Source organism: Peribacillus alkalitolerans, assembly GCF_010882125.1.
Classification (GTDB): domain Bacteria; phylum Bacillota; class Bacilli; order Bacillales; family DSM-1321; genus Bacillus_BN; species Bacillus_BN alkalitolerans.
The window spans coordinates 282,138-302,970 of record NZ_JAAGVZ010000002.1 but is presented as its reverse complement, the minus strand read 5'-3'; the positions used below and the strand labels follow the sequence as shown (position 1 = coordinate 302,970).

Here is a 20,833-nt window from a genome sequence, read left to right as displayed (position 1 = left end):
ACGAGTTATTGAAGGAGAGTTAGGCGGAGAAGCAGTAGCAAACTATCAATCTGTTGCCGATTATGAGAGCGCAAACAAAATTGTGGAAACGGCCATAAATGAATTTGGTCGTGAAAAGGTGTCAGGTACCACGCATGGACAAATCATATTATTTTGTTCATGTGTGGTACCTGACACTATTTATTGGAAAAGAAAAGACAGAAACCATCAGTGTGGAAGAGTTTATTTCCAGACTTATCGCCATATTCCGGATGAACAGTTCAAAACGATTCGACATTATGGGGTGTATTCGAGAAGATCGAAGAAGTTATGCAAGAAAATATTAGCTGAATGGTACCAGAAGGCAAAACGCTGGATTGTCAAAGTGAAGAAGAAACTACATCGTCAAACCTGGAGAGAAAGAATACTCGCAAGTAGTAAAAAATATGAAAAATATTCCAGTTCTTTTATCCTGCTAGTTTAGTAGATTCACTTTCTAAATACCTATAATTGGTAATTTTTTAACATTATTAGGAAGAGTATATGTACCCTTGTTGTTATTGAGGATTCAGAATATTATGTTTCTACGGCCGATTTATTTTTTGAAAAGAGGGAAATATTTGAATAAGTTTATTAAAACGAGTCTATCTTCCGTTATGCTTGCAGGTACTCTTTTCGCGGGATTCCCGGGAACAGTAATCTCGTATAAAGATGGGGATATCCTAAAAAAAGCAGAATCACACGTTCATAACGACCATAAGGGTCACTATCATGGATCACTAGATTTAGCAATTATCAATGAAGAAAAATTAATAGAGTCTTTCGTTAAAAGAGGGCTAATTTCAAAAGATGCTTCTGAAGCTCAAAAGAAGGCATTCCTTAAGAACTACCTTGATGTGAAAGGGAAACAGACTAAATCAAAAGAATCCAATCCATTAGCAGCAAAGGTTAAAGCTGCAGCATCTGCTAAGCTGAAAAAATCTAAGGAATTTAATAACGGACTTTTAAATGGAAATGGAAACAAGAATGGTCATTTAAAAGGAAACCCAGACCCTGTCAGTGAAGGGAAATCTCCTGGAGTGCAAAAGAAAGGTAAATTATTAACAATCATGGTTGAGTTCGATAAATTTGAGCACAACAACATTCAGCCAGGAGAAACTGGAAACTATTACAAAGATTATAATACTAAGCATTTCGAAGACATGATTTTTGGTGATAATGGAGTAACCGGACCTAATGGTGAAAATTTAGTTTCACAAAAACAATATTATGAAGAGCAATCCGGTGGAACTTATACCATTGAAGGGAAAGTATATGGCTGGTTAAAAGTTCCTGGAACTGCTGAATTTTATGGTGGTGATAGAGGGGATGGCGGGCATGATAACGTTAGCCCAGGAGGCCCTAAACAATTATTGGTAGATACATATAAAGCTGCAAAAGCTGCAGGTATTCCTCTACAAGACTATGACTTAGAAGATCCGCATGATTTAGACGGAGACGGAAACTATTGGGAATCTGATGGTTTAGTCGATCACCTACAAATTATCCATGCTGGTATGGGACAAGAAGCAGGTGGTGGTGTCTTAGAAGATAACGCTATCTGGTCGCATCGTTCAGCAATATTCTATGATGAAGATGGAACAGGTGAAGGATTGCCAGGGTTCTACGATTACACTATTATGCCTGAAGATGGAGCCACTGGAGTATTTGCCCACGAATACGGGCATGACTTAGGACTACCAGATGAGTATGACACTATATATTCAGGTAATGGTGAAGCAATAGGGTATTGGTCTGTGATGTCTGTAGGATCTTGGGCTGGAAAAGTCCCTGGTACTGAACCAACTGGTTTTTCACCATGGGCAAAACAATATTTCCAATCTATTCTAGGTGGAAAATGGACAACTCCAACAGTTGTAAACTGGGACGAAGTTTCAACAAAAGGAACTCAGTTCTTACTAGATCAAGCCAATTCACCACTTGGTAAAAACAATCAGGCTGTAAGAATAAATCTTCCTAAAAAGAAAACTCCTTTAAATGTCCCGGCTGCTGGCAGCTATGAATATTGGGGTGGAGAGGCAGATGAGCTTGATAGTAACATGGTTACATCTGTTGATTTAACAGGAAAAACTTCTGCGACATTAACATTTGATGCTTGGTATGATACTGAAGAAAAATGGGATTTCGCGTTTGTTCAGGTATCAGAAGATGGAGGCAATACTTGGAAATCACTAGGCAATAGCAATACTCGTTCTGATGTGGTTCCTGAAGGCTATCCTACAATCTTGAATTCAATGCCTGGATTTACTGGTAAATCAAATGGATGGCAGGCTCAATCTTTTGACTTATCAGCTTATGCTAACAAAAAAATCCAACTTCGTATTCGCTATGCAACAGATTGGGGTACTTCCCATGTTGGTTTCTTTGCAGACAACATTAAAGTGGTTGCAGATGGTCAGACTGTAGTTGAGGATGGAGCAGAAGAAACAACTACTCCATTTAGCTTAAAAGGCTTCAAAAAAATGGATGGAAACAAGCTTACAGATCACTACTATCTATTAGAATGGCGTAATCATCAAGGTGTTGACGAAGGTCTTAAGAATATTAAGCTTGGCAATTCTCTAATGAGCTATGATGGTGGGTTAGTGGTATGGTATGTGGATGATAGCTATACGAATAACTGGACTGGTATTCATCCTGGAGATGGTTACCTTGGTGTAGTGGATGCGCACTTAGGAACAAGCTTAAAATGGAATATTCTTAATAAAGAGCCTGTTGAAGCTAAATCTAATTTTCACGTTGCAGATGCGGCATTTGGATTAAATCCAACTTCTGGACTGGATTTAAGGTACCCGACTTCATCACTAACGATATCTAGCCAAGAAGCAGTATCTCTATTTAACGATAGCAACAACTACATGAATACATTTATGCCAGATGCTGGACGTAATCTATCCAACTATGGTCTAAAAGTTCGTGTAAATGGTCAATCCAAAGACAAATCTGTAGGATCTATTGTAATCTACAAATAATTGACAAAAATCGAGGGGTGCCTGTCACCTCCCGGTTTTTTTTGATTCCATTTTTAGAGGAATATATTTGGACCAGATTGGAAAGAAGTAGCACAATCTATGAAGGAGTTTGTGAAGAGAAATCCATTAATTATTCTTAAGAGCTTTATTTTAGTAAAATAAACCTTTTAATTTTAGAGTTAAAAAACAAGAAGATAAATATCGTACACTAAAAATGCCCAACGTTGTGAAGATTTCCTTAGAATAACATGTGATCCTGATGAGTGCTTCAGCAAGTGAATCATGGGGACGGTTCTGCTGCTTCTTTCGATTGTCGAAGAGCACATGAATCGTCTCTTTGCTTCCGAAAATACTAGTGCATGACATGTATGGTCAAAACGGTCGAAAGGTGTGTCAGGTACTGATAATAGACAAAAATGGAGGGTTTGTTGGTGTGGAAAGGAAAACAAACAGCATAAAGGTAGACATCAAATAAGCCCCACCTACGTAGAAGGGGCTTATTTGACGTCTACGTTATCTTGGGTTATTGATTGCATTTTTTTTACTAAAATAGAAAATATCGTACAAACAGAAATGAAATTTATTTACTAATTTTCCCGGGACAAAGGACCTGTCCCCTTGTCTCTCGTCCCTTATTTCTTGAGATAAACAAGCGTACTTCTGAGGAAGTGGGCGTTTACAGTTTCGCGCTTCAAAACGAGGAATGAAATATGTATAGTATTTGTTAGAAGGAAAATAACCGAAAGTTCCTGTAACTACCCAGCATCGCAAAATGGGGAAGTGACAGCTGCTATAGATAAGGAGTCGAATATGGATAAACTTGATCAAAAAACGATGAATAAAATGATAAATGCAATCGAAGGTGCAAAAGAGTATACTCGACATTTACAGGTGAAAAGGGAAGAAAAGCTTTGGAAGGAGATTGAAACACCGTGCCAGCTTATTGATTTTTTACGCTTACTGACGAAGGATGAATTAGATGAAATCCGTAAACAGCTTAAGCTAAAAGGAATGAGTTCACTAAAAAAGGGAGAGTTGGCAGGCGAACTTTCACGGTCGATCCCTTTCCATTTTAAACAAGTCTTATTTACTTTAGATCAGGAAAGAACTGATTTAATCCAACAAATCATCAAAAATTCTGGAACGTTGCTACTTAGTGATGAATATCCGATATCCAAAATTACAACAATGAGGAGGTTGGGTATTATTTTTCCAGTCATAAAGGATGGCCAAAAGTTATTAATGATGCCTTTGGAGCTTATCGAACAATTTGCAGAAGTTGATCGGGTAGAGTTTCAAGATAAAATACTCATAAATACTGAATGGATACGCTTGACCCATGGGATGCTGTATTATTATGGTGTTATGGATTCTTCCGAAATGCTTGATCGGATCAGTGCCTTGTCAAAACGGGAAGTTGATATCGTGGAGTATTTCGATGTTATTTCATCTGCCAGTGACTATTATGTTCAGATAAGGAATTCTATTTCATCCTATGGTGGATACATGGAGAACCGCTGTATTTTTAATGCAAAAAACCTGATAGAGGTACATAAAACGAGAACCGATATCAATTATTATCCATTTACAAAGAAACAGCTATTAAAAGCAGGAACTCCAGGTTTCATCGACAAAACACCTGAGATGGAAAAGTTCCTTCGATTTCTTTCGAATTCTTATGATTTGACGGTTCAAGAAAAAAATGAAATCGCCTATCAATTCTTATATATGATCAACTCGGATGCGCACCCGTCGATGTTGATCGAGTATTTGCAAAGTAAGCTCGAGTTTCCTTCCTTCGAATTTGTACAACAACTAACAGCATTTATCATGGAAGTTCATAATCATACACGTATGTGGTCTCTGAAAGGCTATTCACCAACAGAATTACGTAAAAAAGAGGAAAGACATTTACAACCTTTGCCTTCTTCAACTTATCACCAAACACAGAACCGTTCAAATGTAATAGATTTTCGTGACCGGATTAAAATTAGACGCAATGATCCATGCCCTTGCGGAAGTGGAAACAAGTATAAGAAATGTTGTGGGAAACAATAACTTGATAGTATAGGCAACAGTTTCTGTGGGAAAAGGCGTAAGGTACCATTCATGGACAAATCACTTGATTTGTCCATGAATGGTACCAGAAGCTGTTTATCAATGTGAAAACAATATTGAAAGGGTTTTATTAGATATGGAAGAAAGATTAAGGAACTAACTTTGTTATTGCTATACTTAACATCATGGAATGAAAGTAACCTTCCCGGAGAATTAAGGAGAATCTGGAAGGGATATCAGTTTGAAATCTTAAATGATCTTACTGAAAGGGATCTGATTAGAGTAAGTATTAGATCTAAATCAGTTTATTTAACCGAGGCAGGGATTATAGAGGCTAAGGTGATACTAAGAAAATATCTAGGAAATGTGGGAAATGATTAGCCACTAGTTAATGATAAAGAATACAGGATAATGTAGGTACCATTCGTGGACAGTTTCTCTATTTTTGTCCATGAGTGGTACCATACACTGTTTACTGTAAATATGTTATGTTGAGTTTTATCACACCTCATTTTAAATTCCACAACAACCTCAATATATGACCTTAATATCATTCCTTGATTAACAGGTTTGGCGTAGCTAAAACGCTTGGATATTTTTAACATTGGCTGGTGACAAATTGGGAAAACCATGAAATAATTAGTAGGCTACCGCACAACACACCTGCGTCTTTGAAAAACCTCTTAATTGAATCCTCACGTTAAGCTACATTAACACTCTTTTTTCTTCCATTCAGTTTCAAGAAATATTATTTTAAATAGTTAAAAACGAAAGGAGTGGTAAACCAAACCAAACCAAACCAATATATTCATTTCAATATTTGTATACCATCTCTAGTACCTAATTTTAAATTTGGAAGGAGGATAATTAATGGGTCACGATTTTTTAGGTTACAATAAATCAGGAAAAGAAATTGCTTATGCACGTTTTAGCATGGGGAATGAATATGCTAGCATACTGTACAATTTACTTAATGCAAATGATTACTATGCAGGAGTAAGTGGATCAGGCAACAGTTCTATTTTTTCAATTCAACAATTTGAAAAGGCTTTGAATGATTACAAGCAATTTAACAATATAAGTGATTGTTCCTTGTCTGAAATTGATTTCTTGACTTGGGATCAAAAACAAATCCTTAGTTTTATTCAAAACTGCTTATCAATAGCACAGAAAGAAGGTAGTGTAAGAGTATATTTTGGCTAATTTATTTATGAATATATACTTTATTCTTAAATTTCGTTGCTTATCTTTATTACTAATAGCCATTATTTTCATATGTAACAATTTTCATTGAATCTACTGCCAGTCGTATGAACTTCCTTTCATCCCTCAAAAACACCTGCTAAAATTAGACAACCTTTTTCAAATCTTGGAATTTTTTCTTATTTTTCCTTTTTTCTGATTCAATTCAGATAATTTATCAGAAACTCACTACAACTTTTGAAAATAAACTACAGTATTTGCTCACGAGGAATATACATATAGAATAATGTTATAATATAGTCAAAATAATGTTATTAAGGAGGGATAATTATTGAATATCAAACCTTCTACTACGATTCGTCAAGATTATAATGGTTTTTCTAAATATTGTCATGAACTGGATGAACCGGTGATACTTACTCGAAATGGTGAAGCTGATTTAGTTGTAATGAGCCATGAAACCTTCAGAAGAATGGAAGCACGAAATCGATTACAATCAAAACTCTTAGTTGCAGAAAAGCAGGTTGCTGAGGGAGCTGTATTAATGAATCATGATGATGTAATTGATCAAATTCGGAGAAAAATCAATGCTGCAAAAGAAGCTGATTAAGTATACTCCTGCTGCTGTAGATGATATGGATGAGCTATTTTCCTATATTTCACATGATAATGTTTTTGCTGCTGAAAAACTTCTTGAGAGTCTAAATACAAAAATAGAGGATCTTGCTGATTTTCCTAATTTAGGTTCAGTCCTTTCAGAAGAAAAGTACTCACTTGTCGAGCGAGGTTTTCGCTTTATTGTTGTTCATCCATATTTAGTTTTTTATAAGATCGCTGGAGAATCAATTATCATTCATAGAATATTACATGGACGAAGGGATTATCTTCGGGAATTATTTGAGGAATTTCAAGACCGGCCGTGAGTAAAAATTAATATAATGATCAAATAGCGTCAGGCACCGCATGTGGACAATAATAAAAAATTTGCCCATGAATGGTGCCTGACACTATTATTCTATTATTTTAGGTCGAACCGATCAGCATTCATAACCTTGACCCAAGCTGCTATAAAATCACGTACAAACTTTTCTTTGTTATCGTCTTGTGCATAAACTTCTACAATGGCCCGCAGAACTGAGTTTGAACCGAACACTAGATCAACACCAGTTGCTGTACGTACTACTTCACCTGTTTTGCGATCGTGGGCTTCAAATACGTCTCCGCCTACAGGCGCCCATGCTACTCCCATGTCAAGTAGGGTAACAAAGAAGTCGTTCGTAAGTGTGCCAATACGATCAGTGAAAACTCCGTGCCCATTGCCATCATGGTTAGTACCTAGGACACGCAAACCTCCAACAAGTGCAGTCATTTCTGGTGCTGTAAGCCCTAGCAGCTGTGCCTTGTCTATTAGTAGCTCTGCTGAACTTACACTATACTGCTTCTTCTGATAGTTGCGGAAACCATCAGCGACAGGCTCAAGCACTGCAAAGCTTTCTACATCAGTTTGCTCTTGTGTTGCATCGCCACGGCCTGGAGTAAAAGGAACGTTTACATCAAAGCCTGCATCCCGTGCAGCTTTTTCAACTGCGGCACTACCAGCAAGTACAATCAAGTCGGCCATGCTGATATTTTTATCTAGATGATTTTTGATGCTATCCAGTACATCCAGTACCTTTGCAAGCTGTTCCGGCTGATTCACTTCCCAATCCTTCTGAGGAGCTAGTCGGATGCGAGCACCATTCGCACCGCCACGCATATCTGAGCCACGGAAGGTACTCGCTGAAGCCCAAGCCGTTGTAACTAGCTCGTTGATTGTAAGTCCTGAGTCTAGGATCATGACTTTAATCTTTTCTACTTCTGATTTAGTTAATTCAAAATCACTAGCAGGTACAGGATCTTGCCAGATCAGAACTTCTTCTGGAACTTCTGGGCCTAGAAATCTTGCACGAGGACCCATGTCACGGTGAGTTAGTTTGAACCATGCACGAGCAAATGCATCTGCAAACTCTTCTTGATTCTCATAGAAACGACGAGAAATCTTTTCAAAAGTTGGATCGATACGTAATGCCATATCCGCAGTCGTCATCATAGTCGGAACAAGAACGGATGAATCTTCTGCATCAGGGGCAAGATGCTTCTCAGCAGGATTTACAGCAGCCCACTGATGTGCGCCTGCTGGGCTCTTTGTAAGCTCCCATTCATATCCAAACAGTAATTCAAAAAATCCATTATCCCACTGTGTTGGATTAGCAGTCCAAGCACCTTCAATACCGCTAGTAATGGTATCACGACCTTTACCGCTACCATATGTGCTTAGCCAACCTAGGCCTTGTGCTTCAACAGGAGCAGCTTCTGGATCTGCACCAACATGAGCTGCATCTCCTGCACCGTGTGCCTTACCAAAAGTATGGCCGCCGGCGATTAGTGCGACAGTTTCTTCATCGTTCATTCCCATACGTGCAAAAGTTTCGCGTATGTCACGGCCACTTGCAAGCGGATCTGGTTTACCGTTTGGACCTTCAGGGTTCACATAGATAAGCCCCATTTGAACAGCAGCAAGTGGGTTCTCAAGCTCACGATCGCCTGTGTAACGCTTATCGCCTAGCCATTCCGTTTCAGTACCCCAGTAGATGTCTTCCTCTGGATGCCAAACGTCTGCGCGTCCTCCTCCAAAACCAAATGTCTTTCCACCCATTGATTCAATCGCAACATTACCAGTTAGAATAAACAAGTCAGCCCAAGAGATCTTGTTTCCATATTTTTGCTTAATCGGCCATAGCAGTCGACGGGCTTTATCGAGATTTCCATTGTCCGGCCAGCTGTTAAGTGGGGCAAAACGCTGTGTGCCAGTTCCGCCACCACCACGGCCGTCACCTGTACGATATGTACCTGCGGAGTGCCAAGCCATACGGATAAAGAAGGGACCATAGTGTCCATAATCTGCAGGCCACCAATCTTGACTGTTAGTCATTAAATCGCGAAGATCCTGTTTAAGAGCAGGGTAGTCTAACTTCTTAAATTCTTCTGCATAATCAAAGTCTTCTCCCAAAGGGTTTGATTTTCTGTCATGCTGATGGAGAATATTCAAGTTCAACTGATTTGGCCACCAGTCTTTATTTGAAGTACCAGTAGTTTTAGGACTAGTAGCACCACCGTGATGGAACGGGCACTTTCCAGCGTTAGCAAAGTCTTTAGTTTCCATATTTATTTCCCCCTAAAGTGTAAATGTTGTATGAAGTAATTATCATAAAAATATAATAATTACTTATTTATAATTATTATAAACAAATAATATATAAAATAATAGAATTATGCAATACTAATGTGATTTATTTATTTTTACTTGAGAATGAACCTACGGATAAGTCCGTGGTTGCGCTCATTTGTTGCAATTTAACTGGTTATAGTTCTTAAAGTCTGTTTTAGTAAACTTTGTTGTTTTTTTGAGTTGATAGTAGCGGAGGGCACTTGACTCCTGCGGGAAATAGAGAGAAGTGGGAGACCCCACAGGCGGTAACGCCGAGGAGGCCCCCACCCTCCCCGCGGAAAGCAAGTGCCTGGAGCGGAGATCAATGGACAAATTATATAGTATAAAAACAACAAATGAGCCTTCTTTAATCATGACAGCATGTAATCTCTGTTTTGCTGTTGTAATGGCTGTGAGAAATCTTTTGGCATTAATACCAACTACTGCAACTTCGTATTCCTTAATCTACATCATGAAACAAAAACACCTCCGAACATCCGATTTATTCCCATAAGGCAGGTTTGTTTCCTAATTGATTTTATGCCTGTACAAATATATTTATTTTGTTTTTGAATAAATAAGTTAGATTTATATTGTTAGGTCCTCAGTAATTGATCACGATTTTAATGAATAAAAACTTGGATTGGAAAACTCAAATTTTTTCAGAATATATAATAGTCGTATTTTTCATTTAATGTGGGGAAGGTTCTCTTGCATCTACGACACTATGAAAAATAGCGTCAGGCACCATGTATGAACAGATTTATAATGTTTGTCAATGGGTAGTGTCTGACCCTTATTTTTTGAGGCATAGAAAAGAAATACCGTAAACTAATAAATATATAAACTAGTCCAAACGAAAAAACAGAATTTTTTATCATCCTAGAGGTTTGTCTCATGCCTTTATTCAACCTGCGAATATGATTTACTAAGGCAGGTGAGAAAAGTGTATTTAGTTGGTTTTTATTCTCCGAAAGCGAAATCAGGTGTAACTGAACTGTCCCTTTCTATTTATAAATGGCTGAAAATGAACACCAATTTGTCTGTTGCTTTTATTTCATATGGAACTTTGGAAAAAGAAAATACCTCGAGTGAGTTAATCAGTGATTTTTCTAAATTATCCTTAACTGAGCAAAAGCGAAAAGTGAAACAAATGAAAAAAGAACACAATATCATTATTTATGATGCATCCAGCCAATTATCAGAAGGGGTATTAAAGCTGTTGCCCATTGTTGATCGGTTATTTGTGGTTGGAGAAGAACATCAAGAATTTGCAGGGAAACTGCATCAAATCATCCAGTTTAATAAAATGTTCGATAAAAGTGTAAAAAGCTTTATCACTCATTTACGAGGGAATCAAACCTATATTCTTCATGAAAATAGGGAAAATCACGTTATAGGGTTCAACTATTCTAAAAAAGAAACAAATGATATCGGTCAAATAATTTATACCAATTATGTGACACATTACTTAAACGAAAAGTTTATTGAAAAAAATCAGAAGGTATTACGAAAAATTAAACGATGCCCTAAAGAAAATCTATCTGAATGCCTCTATGAACTTGGAATCGATTTTAATAAATCGATGCTCTTTCAAAGGATTGTTTTATTACGCGAAATCATGGGCCAAAATTACAATGACGCACTCGAAGATCTTTTTCCACTTCTTATGGAGGCCTCTTATTCACAGATGTTAGATAAGTTTCAAGCAGAACTATTTATGGTCTCTAAACTCGACTATTAATGTGTCTGATATTATCGATCCAAAAAAATAACTGATTATATATATTCATTTTACTTCTATCTTTGGGTATAAATATAAAGCGAAAAACAGGAATCCACATTCTTGTTTTTTTATTTCCATTTTTTGACCTCATCGTTCGATTTTATAGGTAAATGAATTTAGCGCCAGGCACCATTGATGAACAATTTTAACAATTGTCCACTAGTAGTGCCTGACGCTAATATTCTAATCTTGACTAAGCCATCTTACTTAATTAACAAAATGATATTTTATAATCAGTGACTTGGACCTTTTAGATAGATTACTGCAAATTTACAGGGGCACTATGGGCTTTGCCAGGCGCTACTGCATACAATTCGAAAGGTTCCGAATAAATCGTCGTGTCGATGGTTAACTGGAATGATCCGGTGGCTGTGGCTATAGTAACTCCCAGGAACTGAAGACCCAAACCGTAGACAGTAACTTCTGCGTTCGGTTCCACTGCTCCGTCCAATCCTGTCACCGTAGCCGATGAAGGTGTGCTGTTGTCGAATATGATTTTACTTAGATCCGGTGTGTTTGTAGGTGGAAAAACACCCGTCGTAAACGACCAATAGATGGAATCAGTGAAGGAGTTACCAGCTAGATCCGTAACGGTGTGTACAGGCACAATGACGTCACACCAATCGCCGCTCCAGAATGCTGTGTGAGCAATCAATAGCTCGTTTCCGGATACGCTTGCCTGGAGTTTTTGAGGAGAAATGAAACGCCCTTCGTAATAACTGTATATTGTAGGTTCCTCAGTTCCCAACATAATTGGTTCGTTAAACGTGACTTTCAAAACCGCGTCCAGAGTGACATTCGCTGCTCCGTTTGCTGGTTCTGTGGATAAAACGACTGGAGGAGTGGTATCAGGGTTAGTGTTCGGCACCCATTCCCAAGCTTTGATTGGATTATTCGGACTTCTTACAATCTTCCAATCTGCCTCAGTATTCGTATCAATGACTGATTTTCGTTCGAAGCCATCTACATTTGTGAGAGCTTCTGATGGTGGAATACATATTTGGTAGAGAGTAAGCCCAGAGTGCCAAATACAAACACCATTAAACATCGTCCAGAAATTAAGCTCATCTACTTGGATGTTGGAGGGATTTTGCAAGATGATTTTTTCGTGATCTTGACCAAAAGGAAGTATTGGACTTAATGAGGTTTGTACGACAGGAATATCTGCTGGAACTCCGGTTATACCGGAACCATCTACTCTTTTAACAATTAAAAGCGATTGGGCCTTAATCACTGTTCCATTTGGTATTGTCCAAGTTGATCCCACTAAATCAAAGTTCACGTATTCACTCATTTTCCAATTCGTCAAATTGATATCATGGTCCGTAATATTGGCCAAAGTGATCCATTGACCATAGCTACCAGAATGATATTTCACGATTAAGACCTTATCCACTCCGGTGACTGACGCCGACACTGGGGTAATGGCACTCTCCGCTTTTCCTGGAGCTGTTGCGGTTACATAGACTGCCTGTAGTGACAGAGCGACGTCACTAATCTTTGTTACAAAAGAACCTGTGGCTGTTGCAAATGTTCCTCCTAGAAAATTCTCCTTAGTAACGCTACTGTAGATTTTGACGAGGGCATTTGCTTCAACTGCTCCGTCCAGGCCGGCAACCTGGGGAAAAGCTGTGGTGGATTTGTCGAAAGTGATTTTTGCTAGGTTTGGAGTCCCGGTTAGTTGCATTGCGATTGTCGTGAACGACCACCCAATCGCACTTGTGTTACCGTTGCCCGCCGCATCTATGACTGCTTGAACAGGCACATTCACCGTGTAGATTTTGTTGTTATCGAAAGGTGAGTGGGCAATCGTCAATACTTTGCCGGATACGCTTGCCTCAATGCCTCCGACGGATACATTATTGGCGTCCTTAATCGTTACACTTTGCAGAAAAGGACCTGCAAGGATAGGCTCATTGAAGGTTACTTTCACCAACTCATTTATCAAGACATTCGTTGCACCGTTAGTCGGTGAGTGGGATTCTTGTGTTGGTGGTATATTATCGAGTGGAGCCCATCCCCAAGCAATGATTGGTGTGGTAGGGGGAGTTACTTTTATCCAATCTCCAACCTTGTCCGTATCGGTTATGGATATCCGTTCAAAGGCTTCATTTTCATAGAGAAAACCGTCAATTTGGAATGGTGTTTTTCCAGAGTACTTAGTACTAGAACTACTGAAAATTAACTCATCTACTTGTTGGTCATTAGGTCTTAATAATATAATTTTTTCTCCATCACGACCTAATTGCCCCAATGCGGACGCATGCACTACAGGAATAGTTGCAGGGGCACCGTTGATACCGGAACCTCCTTCTTTCATCACGATTAACAGCGATTTTGCCTTAATTACAGTTCCAGAGGGGAAAGTAAATGTTGTTCCCACTTTAGTTTTACTTGCGTATTCTCTTATTTTCCATCCACTTATGATTCTATCAGAGTTCGATACGTTGGCCAAAGTGATCCATTGGCCATAAATACCGACATGATATTTTACAATAAGCAAATCTTGTGAAATTGCCATAACTATCATCTCCTATTTTTTGAATTCATGATAGTTTATTAAAATTGATAGATTTTGATTGTTTATGTAACCAAATTTTGAAAAAATACTAGAATTGGGAATCTAGCATATGATGGTGTCAGGCACCACTCATAAACAAAATTAGTTGATTTGTCCACGTGTCGTGCATGACAACGTTATGTATTGTTTCAATCTTACTAGCTTAGATCTGGTAAGATGGAAAACTTCATCAAGAATATATTACAAAAGTAGCTATGGAAAAAAATCCGATGACAACGGCATTTATAAGTATGAAAAGGCTGTTGAGAATACAATGGCTTATGCTAAGAAGAATATAAAAGGTATGTATAAATAACAAAATAAAAACCCTCTAGGAGGGTTTCAGATTGTCGACAAAAGGCACCCGGATGTGTCCATTCGGGTGCCTTACGCTTTTATTATTTACTATAATTTTATTTTTGTGGAATTCTTTTCTAATTCTGCCTTAATGAACCTTTTAGAGTAAAAAACAAAAGTTAACTTTTTAAAAAAGCATTTATGAAAAGAAAAGGATAGAAATCATGTACAGTATATTGAAAAAAATGAGAAACCGTGGTAAATTTATATAGATATACATTTTATAATTAAAATAAGATAAATTATCCCTATTTTAATTATAAAACAAAACAACTTCATTAGTCAACCCCCAAATAACTTATTTTTTAAGGAGTGTTTGCTATGAATTCAGCATTTCAGCAGGAGCAAAAAAGAGTGGACCGTATTATGGAAATGATTACAGAGCAAATCAGTAAATTGCAGGAAGAAACTTCCCGGCACCGAAGCGAAGTGGTGAATATCCGCAAACACTTTTGGGATGAAATCAAGGTGAACATTGATACCTTCCATGATTTTCTTGAGACCATCATCGGCTTGAGACAAGAGGCTCAAGCTCTGTCAGTAAGTCAAAGCACCCACAGACATGCATCCAAGAGATTGACCACGCTACACCGCATGCAGGAGGTTCCTTACTTCGGCCGAATTGATTTCATTGAAGAAGGAATTTCATCTCAAGAACAAATCTATATTGGAATCTCGACGCTTACGGATGCAAGTGGAGGTGATTTCCTTATCTACGACTGGAGGGCACCGGTCTCGAGTGTATACTACGATTACCAGCCCGGTCCGGCTAAGTATTCAACACCAGGAGGAATAATCCAAGGTGAATTGGAGAAAAAGTGGCAATATCTTATTCGCGGCGGTGTTCTTCAATCCATGTTCGATACGAGTCTGACCATTGGAGACGAGATTTTACAGCAGGTTCTGGGCAAAGGTACAGACAAACATATGCACAATATAGTAGCTACCATTCAACAGGAGCAAAACCGGATCATCCGTCATGATCGAGGGAGGCTACTTATTGTTCATGGTGCAGCTGGTAGTGGCAAGACATCTGCTGCCCTGCAACGGATTGCTTATTTGCTCTACAAATATCGAGATAATCTGAATGCTGATCAAATTATTCTATTTTCGCCAAATTCGATGTTTAATAGTTACGTGTCCAATGTGCTGCCGGAACTCGGCGAAGAGAATATGCAGCAGGTCACATTTCAGGAATACCTGTACCATCGGCTGAGTAATGAGTTTCAAGTTGAAAATCCATACGATCAATTGGAATATGTATTAACAGCAGAGAATATCCCTTCTTACAGAAATAGGGTTTCGAGTATCCAGTTCAAAGCATCTACTCGTTATTTTGAGGTGATTAATGCATATAGGAAATCGCTGGAGTTATCTGGAATGTTATTCAAGGGAATTAACTTCAGAGGAAAGTCGATTATTACCGCTCAACAAATTGCAGACAGATTTTATTCCGTCGACACCTCACTCCGCTTCCATAACAGACTTGAAAAGTTAAAGGATTGGCTCATTAAGCAAATAAATGAAGCCGAAAAGGTCGAACGGACTAAGCCATGGGTACAGGAGGAAATCGAGCTGCTTAGCAACGAGGATTACCATAAAGCACATACCTTTTTAGCGAAAAAACGAGGCTATAATAGAGAATCGATTGCTGATTATGAGATCGAGCCTCAAGCACTTGGCCAATTGATTGTTCACCAGAAGATGAAGCAGTTGCGAAAACGAATCCGGACGTTACGTTTCGTCGACATTAAGGGGATGTATAGGCAGTTATTTGCTGATCCGATGTATATCAAACAGTGGATAGAAGGGGAAACACCCGAGGAGTGGGCGGATATTTGTCAAGCTACTCTGGAAATGCTAGATGAAAGTAAATTATCTTACGAAGATGCTACTCCGTTCTTATATATGAAAGAATTGATTCAAGGCTTTGAGACAAACGGCTCGATAAAGCACATACTTGTTGACGAGGCGCAGGATTATTCACCGTTTCAATTCGAGTTTCTAACACGTTTGTTTCCTTCGGCAAGGATGACTGTGCTAGGTGACTTTAATCAGGCGATATTCATCCATGCAAGCGAAATGGTTGATTTCCATACACTTACCGACTTATATGGACAGGTTGAAACGGAAGTGATTAACATGACACGCAGCTACCGATCAACAAAACCGATCATCGAATTTACACGGAGACTAGTGCCTAACGGTGACCATATTATACCTTTCGAACGTGACGGCGAACAACCTGTGCTGACACAATTGTTCGATCACGAAGAACTGCACCGCTGCATTTCATCTAAAATCGATGCTCTACGAAGTCTTGGTTATCATAGTATTGCCATAATATGCAAATCTGCAGAGGAAAGTAAGAATGCATACGAAGCATTGTCAAACGTCGATGATATTAAGCTCTTGAAGAACGGCTCGCTTGAATATGAACAAGGAGTGGTTGTCATTCCGTCATATTTGTCCAAAGGAATCGAATTCGACGCTGTCATCGTCTATGACGCTTCGGAGCAAGTATACGGCGATGAGAGCCTCCGTAGAGTATTCTACACCGCCTGCACCAGAGCCATGCATTATTTGCAACTTTACTGCGTAGGTGAACCGAGCCCATTTTTGCGAAATGTATTACGTGAAAATTTAATCCACAATGAATAAGGTATGTAGAAATAACAGAATGAAAACCTTCATATAGTAGTTTTTCATTTTGTCGACATAAGGCATTCCGAATGAGTCCATTCGGGTGTCTTTTTGTCATTTCATGAATATTGCGTCAGGCACTATTCGTAAACGATAGAAAGACTTATATATTTGGTTCGGTTCCTAGTTGTCTTATTATTTATGTTCTGGCTGTACAAGTTGGATCAATATTGAGATTTTTAGGAAATAAAAAAACACCTATAAATAGGTGATTAAACAGGACTTGACTTAAGTTCCTTAAATATTAATAAAACACCACTAAAATAAACAATAGAGATTGCTAACGGGACTAGGGTATAGGCATGATTAACAAGGAATCCACCGAATAATAGAGAAGAAAAGCAAGTTCCAAGCGTTACGAATAAATAGGCTTTACTTTTATAAATCCACATATATGGAAGAAAATGAGAACCACCTAGAAGTCCTATGGTGAATGGAATAAATTCAGGAATATGCATGTAAACAATAATAAAAACTGGAATATAAAAAGCTTGTGGAGCAGCAACAATGCCTCCCAAAGTTCCAATTGGATTATCAGTGGTAATTAAATTTACATGTAAGATTTTTCCTAATAATAATCCAAAAGGAAATATGACACTCAATCCGAAAATCCATATTAAATGTACTGTTTCCATTGGAAAAACGAGAGGTAAAAAGGTAAAGAGAAAAAAGACGATAGATCCTGATAATAAAATAGGAAATCCTTTTTTCGCATTCGTTATTATATGTGTTTGCAAGTGTTCTAGAGTTAAATTCAAATAATTTCAGCTCCTTAATAAGTATTTTTTACTATAATTTACCATGTTTATCCAATGCTTACTATTATTATTTTTAGTAATAACATTGGTCGGTTTTGCATCTGTATCTGAAGAGAGGTCAAAGGGTAAATAGGTATTCTACCTGAATGTTTACAGTTTTTCTTGTTGAGAATGGAAGTCATATCAAGCTGTCCTTATAATCGTTCTCATATTTGCGAGAAAAGAGTTGTCCCAATTGTCATTAGTATTAGCAGACTCTTTTTCATACAGTCTGAAAGCATAACTTTCAACAGAAAAGATGTTTTATCTTTTGTGGTAAATATAGGTAATGAATCGTATAATAATATTGTTCTGATTATTTTGAAAATATTGAGCGAGGAGGGGTTTTATGCTTTCGAAATCTGTGATTGAAGATGTTCTTTCAGCTGCGCTCGCAACCGGAGGAGATTTTGCGGAAGTGTTTGTGGAGGATAGATATACAAATACTCTAACTCTACAAAGCGGTAAAATTGAAAATAGTTTATCAGGTAGGGATTTTGGCATTGGGATCCGTGTCTTTAAAGGTTTGCAAAATGTATATACATATACAACAGATGGGTCAAAAGAGAGTTTGTTAAAAGCAGCTAGTAATGCCGCACATGCCATTTCTGGAGATTCGATTATCCAACCGCAGCCTTTAGAAAAAGAAATGCTTACTTGCGACCATCCGATTTTGATTCATCCGCGAGAAGTAGAGAAAATGCGCAAAGTAAATGTCATGAAGAAGGCTTATGAGATTGCGAAAAATTACCATTCTAGCATTCAGCAAGTTCATATTCGTTACCTGGATGAAGAGCAAAATGTTCTAATTGCGAATAGCGAAGGTAAATTTGTAGAAGACAAAAGGATTAGAAGTAGAATGGCGATTCAATCAATCGCTTCCGATGGCATGCAAATGCAGCGGGGTTTTTATGGGCCAGGTGCACATAAGGGATTTGAATTCTTTGAGAATTTAAATCTAGAACACTATGCAAATGAAGCATCGCGGATTGCAGTGACTATGTTAGGAGCTGAACCTTGTCCAAGTGGTAAGTTCCCTGTAATCATTGACAATGAATTTGGAGGCGTTATATTCCATGAGGCTTGTGGACATGGATTAGAAGCGACTTCTGTAGCAAAAAATAACTCTGTTTTTGCCAATCGAATTGGAGAAAAAGTCGCCTCAGATGTTGTGACTTATATTGATGATGCGACACTTTCAAACGAGTGGGGATCCATCACGCTTGACGATGAAGGGGAAAAGGCTCGAAGAAATGTTTTAATTGAAAATGGTATTTTGAAAGGATACTTGATTGATAAATTTAATAGCCGAAGAATGGGGATGGAATCAACAGGATCTGGTAGAAGGCAGTCTTACCGTTTTGCCCCAACCTCTCGTATGACGAACACATATATAGCGGAAGGGAAGTCTTCGCCGGAAGAAATCATCGCTAATACAGAGCATGGCATTTATGCAAAGTATATGGGTGGTGGTTCCGTGAATCCTGCAACAGGTGATTATAATTTTGCCGTCATGGAGGCTTATCTTGTGAAAGATGGCAAAATTGGTAAACCAATTCGAGGAGCGACACTTGTTGGGAATGGTCCGGAGACGATTAAGCTTGTTGATATGGTAGGAAATCAATTAGCACATGGAGCGGGAATGTGTGGATCATTAAGCGGAAGCATTCCTGTGAATGTTGGACAGCCAATGATCCGTGTTAGTGAAATGACGGTTGGCGGCAGTAAGGAGGCTGAATAAAATGAATATCAATCAATTTCAGCAGGAATTATTCGAACTCGGAGTAAAGCATGGATTTAGCGACATGGAGCTTTATTTTGAACGAGAAGAAAAGTTCGGATGCGGTATATTCAAAGGAGAAATTGATTCCTATGAAACTTCGGAAATTGCGGGCGTTTCATTCCGCGGCCTTTTTGATGGGAAAATGGGCAATGCTTTTACTGAAAAATTAGATGAAGATTCATTATTGTTTCTAGTGGAAAATGCAAAAGAAAATGCTCAATTGTCAGAGGATGAGGTTCAAGAAGAGATTTTTGCAGGAAGTGCAGCATATCAAGAGGGAAGCTTCTATTCGAATGAATTAAAAAAGGTCACCATTCCTGAGAAAATCGAGCTACTAAAAGAGATTGAAAAGCATATTTATGCTTACGATGAGAGAGTAACTGGAACCAATTTTTTTAAACTACAAAGCGAAGAATTAGAGCGCCACATCATCAATAATAAGGGGCTTTCCCTTCAAGAGAAGCGGAATTATATCTATATGTATGTTTCTGTCGTGGTTAAGCAAGGAGAAGAAATAAAAACAGGTTTTTATGTAAAAGCCACCAAAGACTTCTCTGCTTTTAATCCTGAAGTGATCGCAAAGCAAGCCGTCGAGGAAGCACTATCACAATTGGATGCACAATCGGCTGACAGTAAGCGTTATACAGTTTTGTTGCGGAACGATGCAGCAGGAAGTCTTCTCGAGACCTTCTCGCCAATATTTTCAGCAGAAAATGCCCAGAAGGGCCAGTCGCTATTAAAAGATAAGGTTGGAAAAGTCATAGCTCATTCTGCTTTACAAATTATCGATGACCCGTTATTAGAAGAGGGGATATTAGGTCAGACATTTGATAGTGAGGGAGTTGCAACGTTAAAGAAACAAATTGTGAAGGATGGAAAGCTTGTTACCTTGCTCCATAATCGGAAAACAGCTGAGAAAGCAGGGGTTGAGACTACAGGAAACGCCTATAAGTCCTCTTATAGTGGAGTTTTGACAGTGTCTCCATCGAATTTCTACATCGTCCCATCAAATAATAGTTTCGAGGAGCTAACTGCTTCTATGGAAGAAGGAATAATTATTATAAGTTTGGCAGGATTACACTCCGGTGCGAGTACGGTTTCAGGAGATTTCTCACTAGCTGCTCATGGGTATTTTGTGAAGGATGGAAAAATTCAAAACGCAGTAAAGCAAATGACGGTTGCTGGCAATTTCTTCGAATTATTGAAGAATATTGAGGAAATTGGATCTGACCTAGATTTTTCAAGGTCGAATATCAGCTCACCGTCACTATTAATTAAAGATTTAGCTGTTACGGTAGAATAGGTAATAAGAAAAAGTGTCAGGCACC

At 38.3% G+C, this 20,833-nt stretch carries 14 protein-coding genes and 1 pseudogene; 12 read left to right on the top strand and 3 right to left on the bottom strand.

Features of this window, described 5'->3' with window-relative positions; genetic code table 11:
- Positions 1–185: 185 nt before the first annotated feature.
- The 7 genes and pseudogenes from G3O09_RS22955 to G3O09_RS03860 form a co-directional block, all read left to right on the top strand.
- Positions 186–424 (top strand): annotated as a pseudogene (locus G3O09_RS22955) (transposase); the annotation flags it as partial.
- Between the two features lie 175 nt (positions 425–599).
- A complete protein-coding gene (locus G3O09_RS03880; protein WP_163100166.1) occupies positions 600–3,011 on the top strand; it encodes an immune inhibitor A domain-containing protein in 2,412 nt (803 codons plus the stop codon).
- Positions 3,012–3,821: 810 nt separating this feature from the next.
- On the top strand, positions 3,822–5,069 hold the full coding sequence (locus G3O09_RS03875; RefSeq protein WP_163100165.1) for a YecA family protein: 1,248 nt from the start codon (positions 3,822–3,824) through the stop codon (positions 5,067–5,069).
- 129 nt (positions 5,070–5,198) lie between these two features.
- Positions 5,199–5,450 carry a DUF6429 family protein gene (locus G3O09_RS22350; RefSeq protein WP_476742322.1) on the top strand — a complete coding sequence of 84 codons (252 nt, stop codon included), beginning with the start codon at positions 5,199–5,201 and terminating at the stop codon, positions 5,448–5,450.
- 489 nt (positions 5,451–5,939) lie between these two features.
- Positions 5,940–6,272: a hypothetical protein gene (locus G3O09_RS03870; protein WP_163100164.1), complete on the top strand. Its 333-nt coding sequence runs from the start codon at positions 5,940–5,942 to the stop codon at positions 6,270–6,272.
- Positions 6,273–6,603: 331 nt separating this feature from the next.
- Positions 6,604–6,882, top strand: coding sequence for a type II toxin-antitoxin system Phd/YefM family antitoxin (locus tag G3O09_RS03865; RefSeq protein ID WP_163100163.1), 279 nt, complete (start codon positions 6,604–6,606; stop codon positions 6,880–6,882).
- On the top strand, positions 6,860–7,195 hold the full coding sequence (locus tag G3O09_RS03860) for a type II toxin-antitoxin system RelE/ParE family toxin (RefSeq protein ID WP_163100162.1): 336 nt from the start codon (positions 6,860–6,862) through the stop codon (positions 7,193–7,195). The genes G3O09_RS03865 and G3O09_RS03860 overlap by 23 nt, the downstream gene beginning before the upstream one ends.
- Positions 7,196–7,290: 95 nt before the next feature.
- Here the strand turns inward: G3O09_RS03860 and katG are convergent, their stop codons facing one another.
- Positions 7,291–9,474, bottom strand: coding sequence for a catalase/peroxidase HPI (gene katG, locus G3O09_RS03855; RefSeq protein ID WP_163100161.1), 2,184 nt, complete (start codon positions 9,472–9,474; stop codon positions 7,291–7,293).
- 370 nt (positions 9,475–9,844) lie between these two features.
- Here katG and G3O09_RS03850 point away from each other — a divergent pair, with 370 nt between their 5' ends.
- Positions 9,845–10,033 (top strand): hypothetical protein, encoded by a 189-nt coding sequence (locus G3O09_RS03850; RefSeq protein ID WP_163100160.1) that lies wholly within the window; start codon positions 9,845–9,847, stop codon positions 10,031–10,033.
- A gap of 432 nt (positions 10,034–10,465) precedes the next feature.
- The gene (locus G3O09_RS03845) at positions 10,466–11,263 is read left to right on the top strand and encodes a hypothetical protein (RefSeq protein ID WP_163100159.1); all 798 of its coding nucleotides are present in this window, start codon (positions 10,466–10,468) and stop codon (positions 11,261–11,263) included.
- Positions 11,264–11,564: 301 nt separating this feature from the next.
- Here G3O09_RS03845 and G3O09_RS03840 read toward each other — a convergent pair whose 3' ends face one another.
- Positions 11,565–13,826, bottom strand: coding sequence for an Ig-like domain-containing protein (locus G3O09_RS03840; protein ID WP_163100158.1), 2,262 nt, complete (start codon positions 13,824–13,826; stop codon positions 11,565–11,567).
- A gap of 717 nt (positions 13,827–14,543) precedes the next feature.
- Here G3O09_RS03840 and helD point away from each other — a divergent pair.
- On the top strand, positions 14,544–16,883 hold the full coding sequence (helD, locus tag G3O09_RS03835) for an RNA polymerase recycling motor HelD (protein WP_163100157.1): 2,340 nt from the start codon (positions 14,544–14,546) through the stop codon (positions 16,881–16,883).
- A gap of 254 nt (positions 16,884–17,137) precedes the next feature.
- Here the strand turns inward: helD and G3O09_RS03830 are convergent, their stop codons facing one another.
- The gene (locus tag G3O09_RS03830) at positions 17,138–17,683 is read right to left on the bottom strand and encodes a DUF7010 family protein (RefSeq protein ID WP_163100156.1); all 546 of its coding nucleotides are present in this window, start codon (positions 17,681–17,683) and stop codon (positions 17,138–17,140) included.
- 388 nt (positions 17,684–18,071) lie between these two features.
- On the opposite strand from G3O09_RS03830, the gene G3O09_RS03825 reads away from it, so the two are divergent.
- Together G3O09_RS03825 and G3O09_RS03820 are read left to right on the top strand one after the other, a co-directional pair.
- Complete coding sequence (locus G3O09_RS03825) at positions 18,072–19,463, top strand: TldD/PmbA family protein (RefSeq protein WP_163100155.1); 1,392 nt, start codon at positions 18,072–18,074, stop codon at positions 19,461–19,463.
- 1 nt (position 19,464) lies between these two features.
- Positions 19,465–20,808, top strand: a complete 1,344-nt coding sequence (locus G3O09_RS03820; protein ID WP_163100154.1) for a TldD/PmbA family protein — start codon at positions 19,465–19,467, stop codon at positions 20,806–20,808.
- Positions 20,809–20,833: the final 25 nt, after the last annotated feature.

Coding starts and splice junctions, on each gene's coding strand:
- G3O09_RS03850 (WP_163100160.1), top strand. CDS start 9,845: ATGGACAAATTATATAGTATAAAAACAACAAATGAGCCTTCTTTAATC.
- G3O09_RS03860 (WP_163100162.1), top strand. CDS start 6,860: ATGCTGCAAAAGAAGCTGATTAAGTATACTCCTGCTGCTGTAGATGAT.
- G3O09_RS03840 (WP_163100158.1), bottom strand. CDS start 13,826: ATGGCAATTTCACAAGATTTGCTTATTGTAAAATATCATGTCGGTATT.
- G3O09_RS03870 (WP_163100164.1), top strand. CDS start 5,940: ATGGGTCACGATTTTTTAGGTTACAATAAATCAGGAAAAGAAATTGCT.
- katG (WP_163100161.1), bottom strand. CDS start 9,474: ATGGAAACTAAAGACTTTGCTAACGCTGGAAAGTGCCCGTTCCATCAC.
- G3O09_RS03820 (WP_163100154.1), top strand. CDS start 19,465: ATGAATATCAATCAATTTCAGCAGGAATTATTCGAACTCGGAGTAAAG.
- G3O09_RS03875 (WP_163100165.1), top strand. CDS start 3,822: ATGGATAAACTTGATCAAAAAACGATGAATAAAATGATAAATGCAATC.
- G3O09_RS03825 (WP_163100155.1), top strand. CDS start 18,072: ATGCTTTCGAAATCTGTGATTGAAGATGTTCTTTCAGCTGCGCTCGCA.
- helD (WP_163100157.1), top strand. CDS start 14,544: ATGAATTCAGCATTTCAGCAGGAGCAAAAAAGAGTGGACCGTATTATG.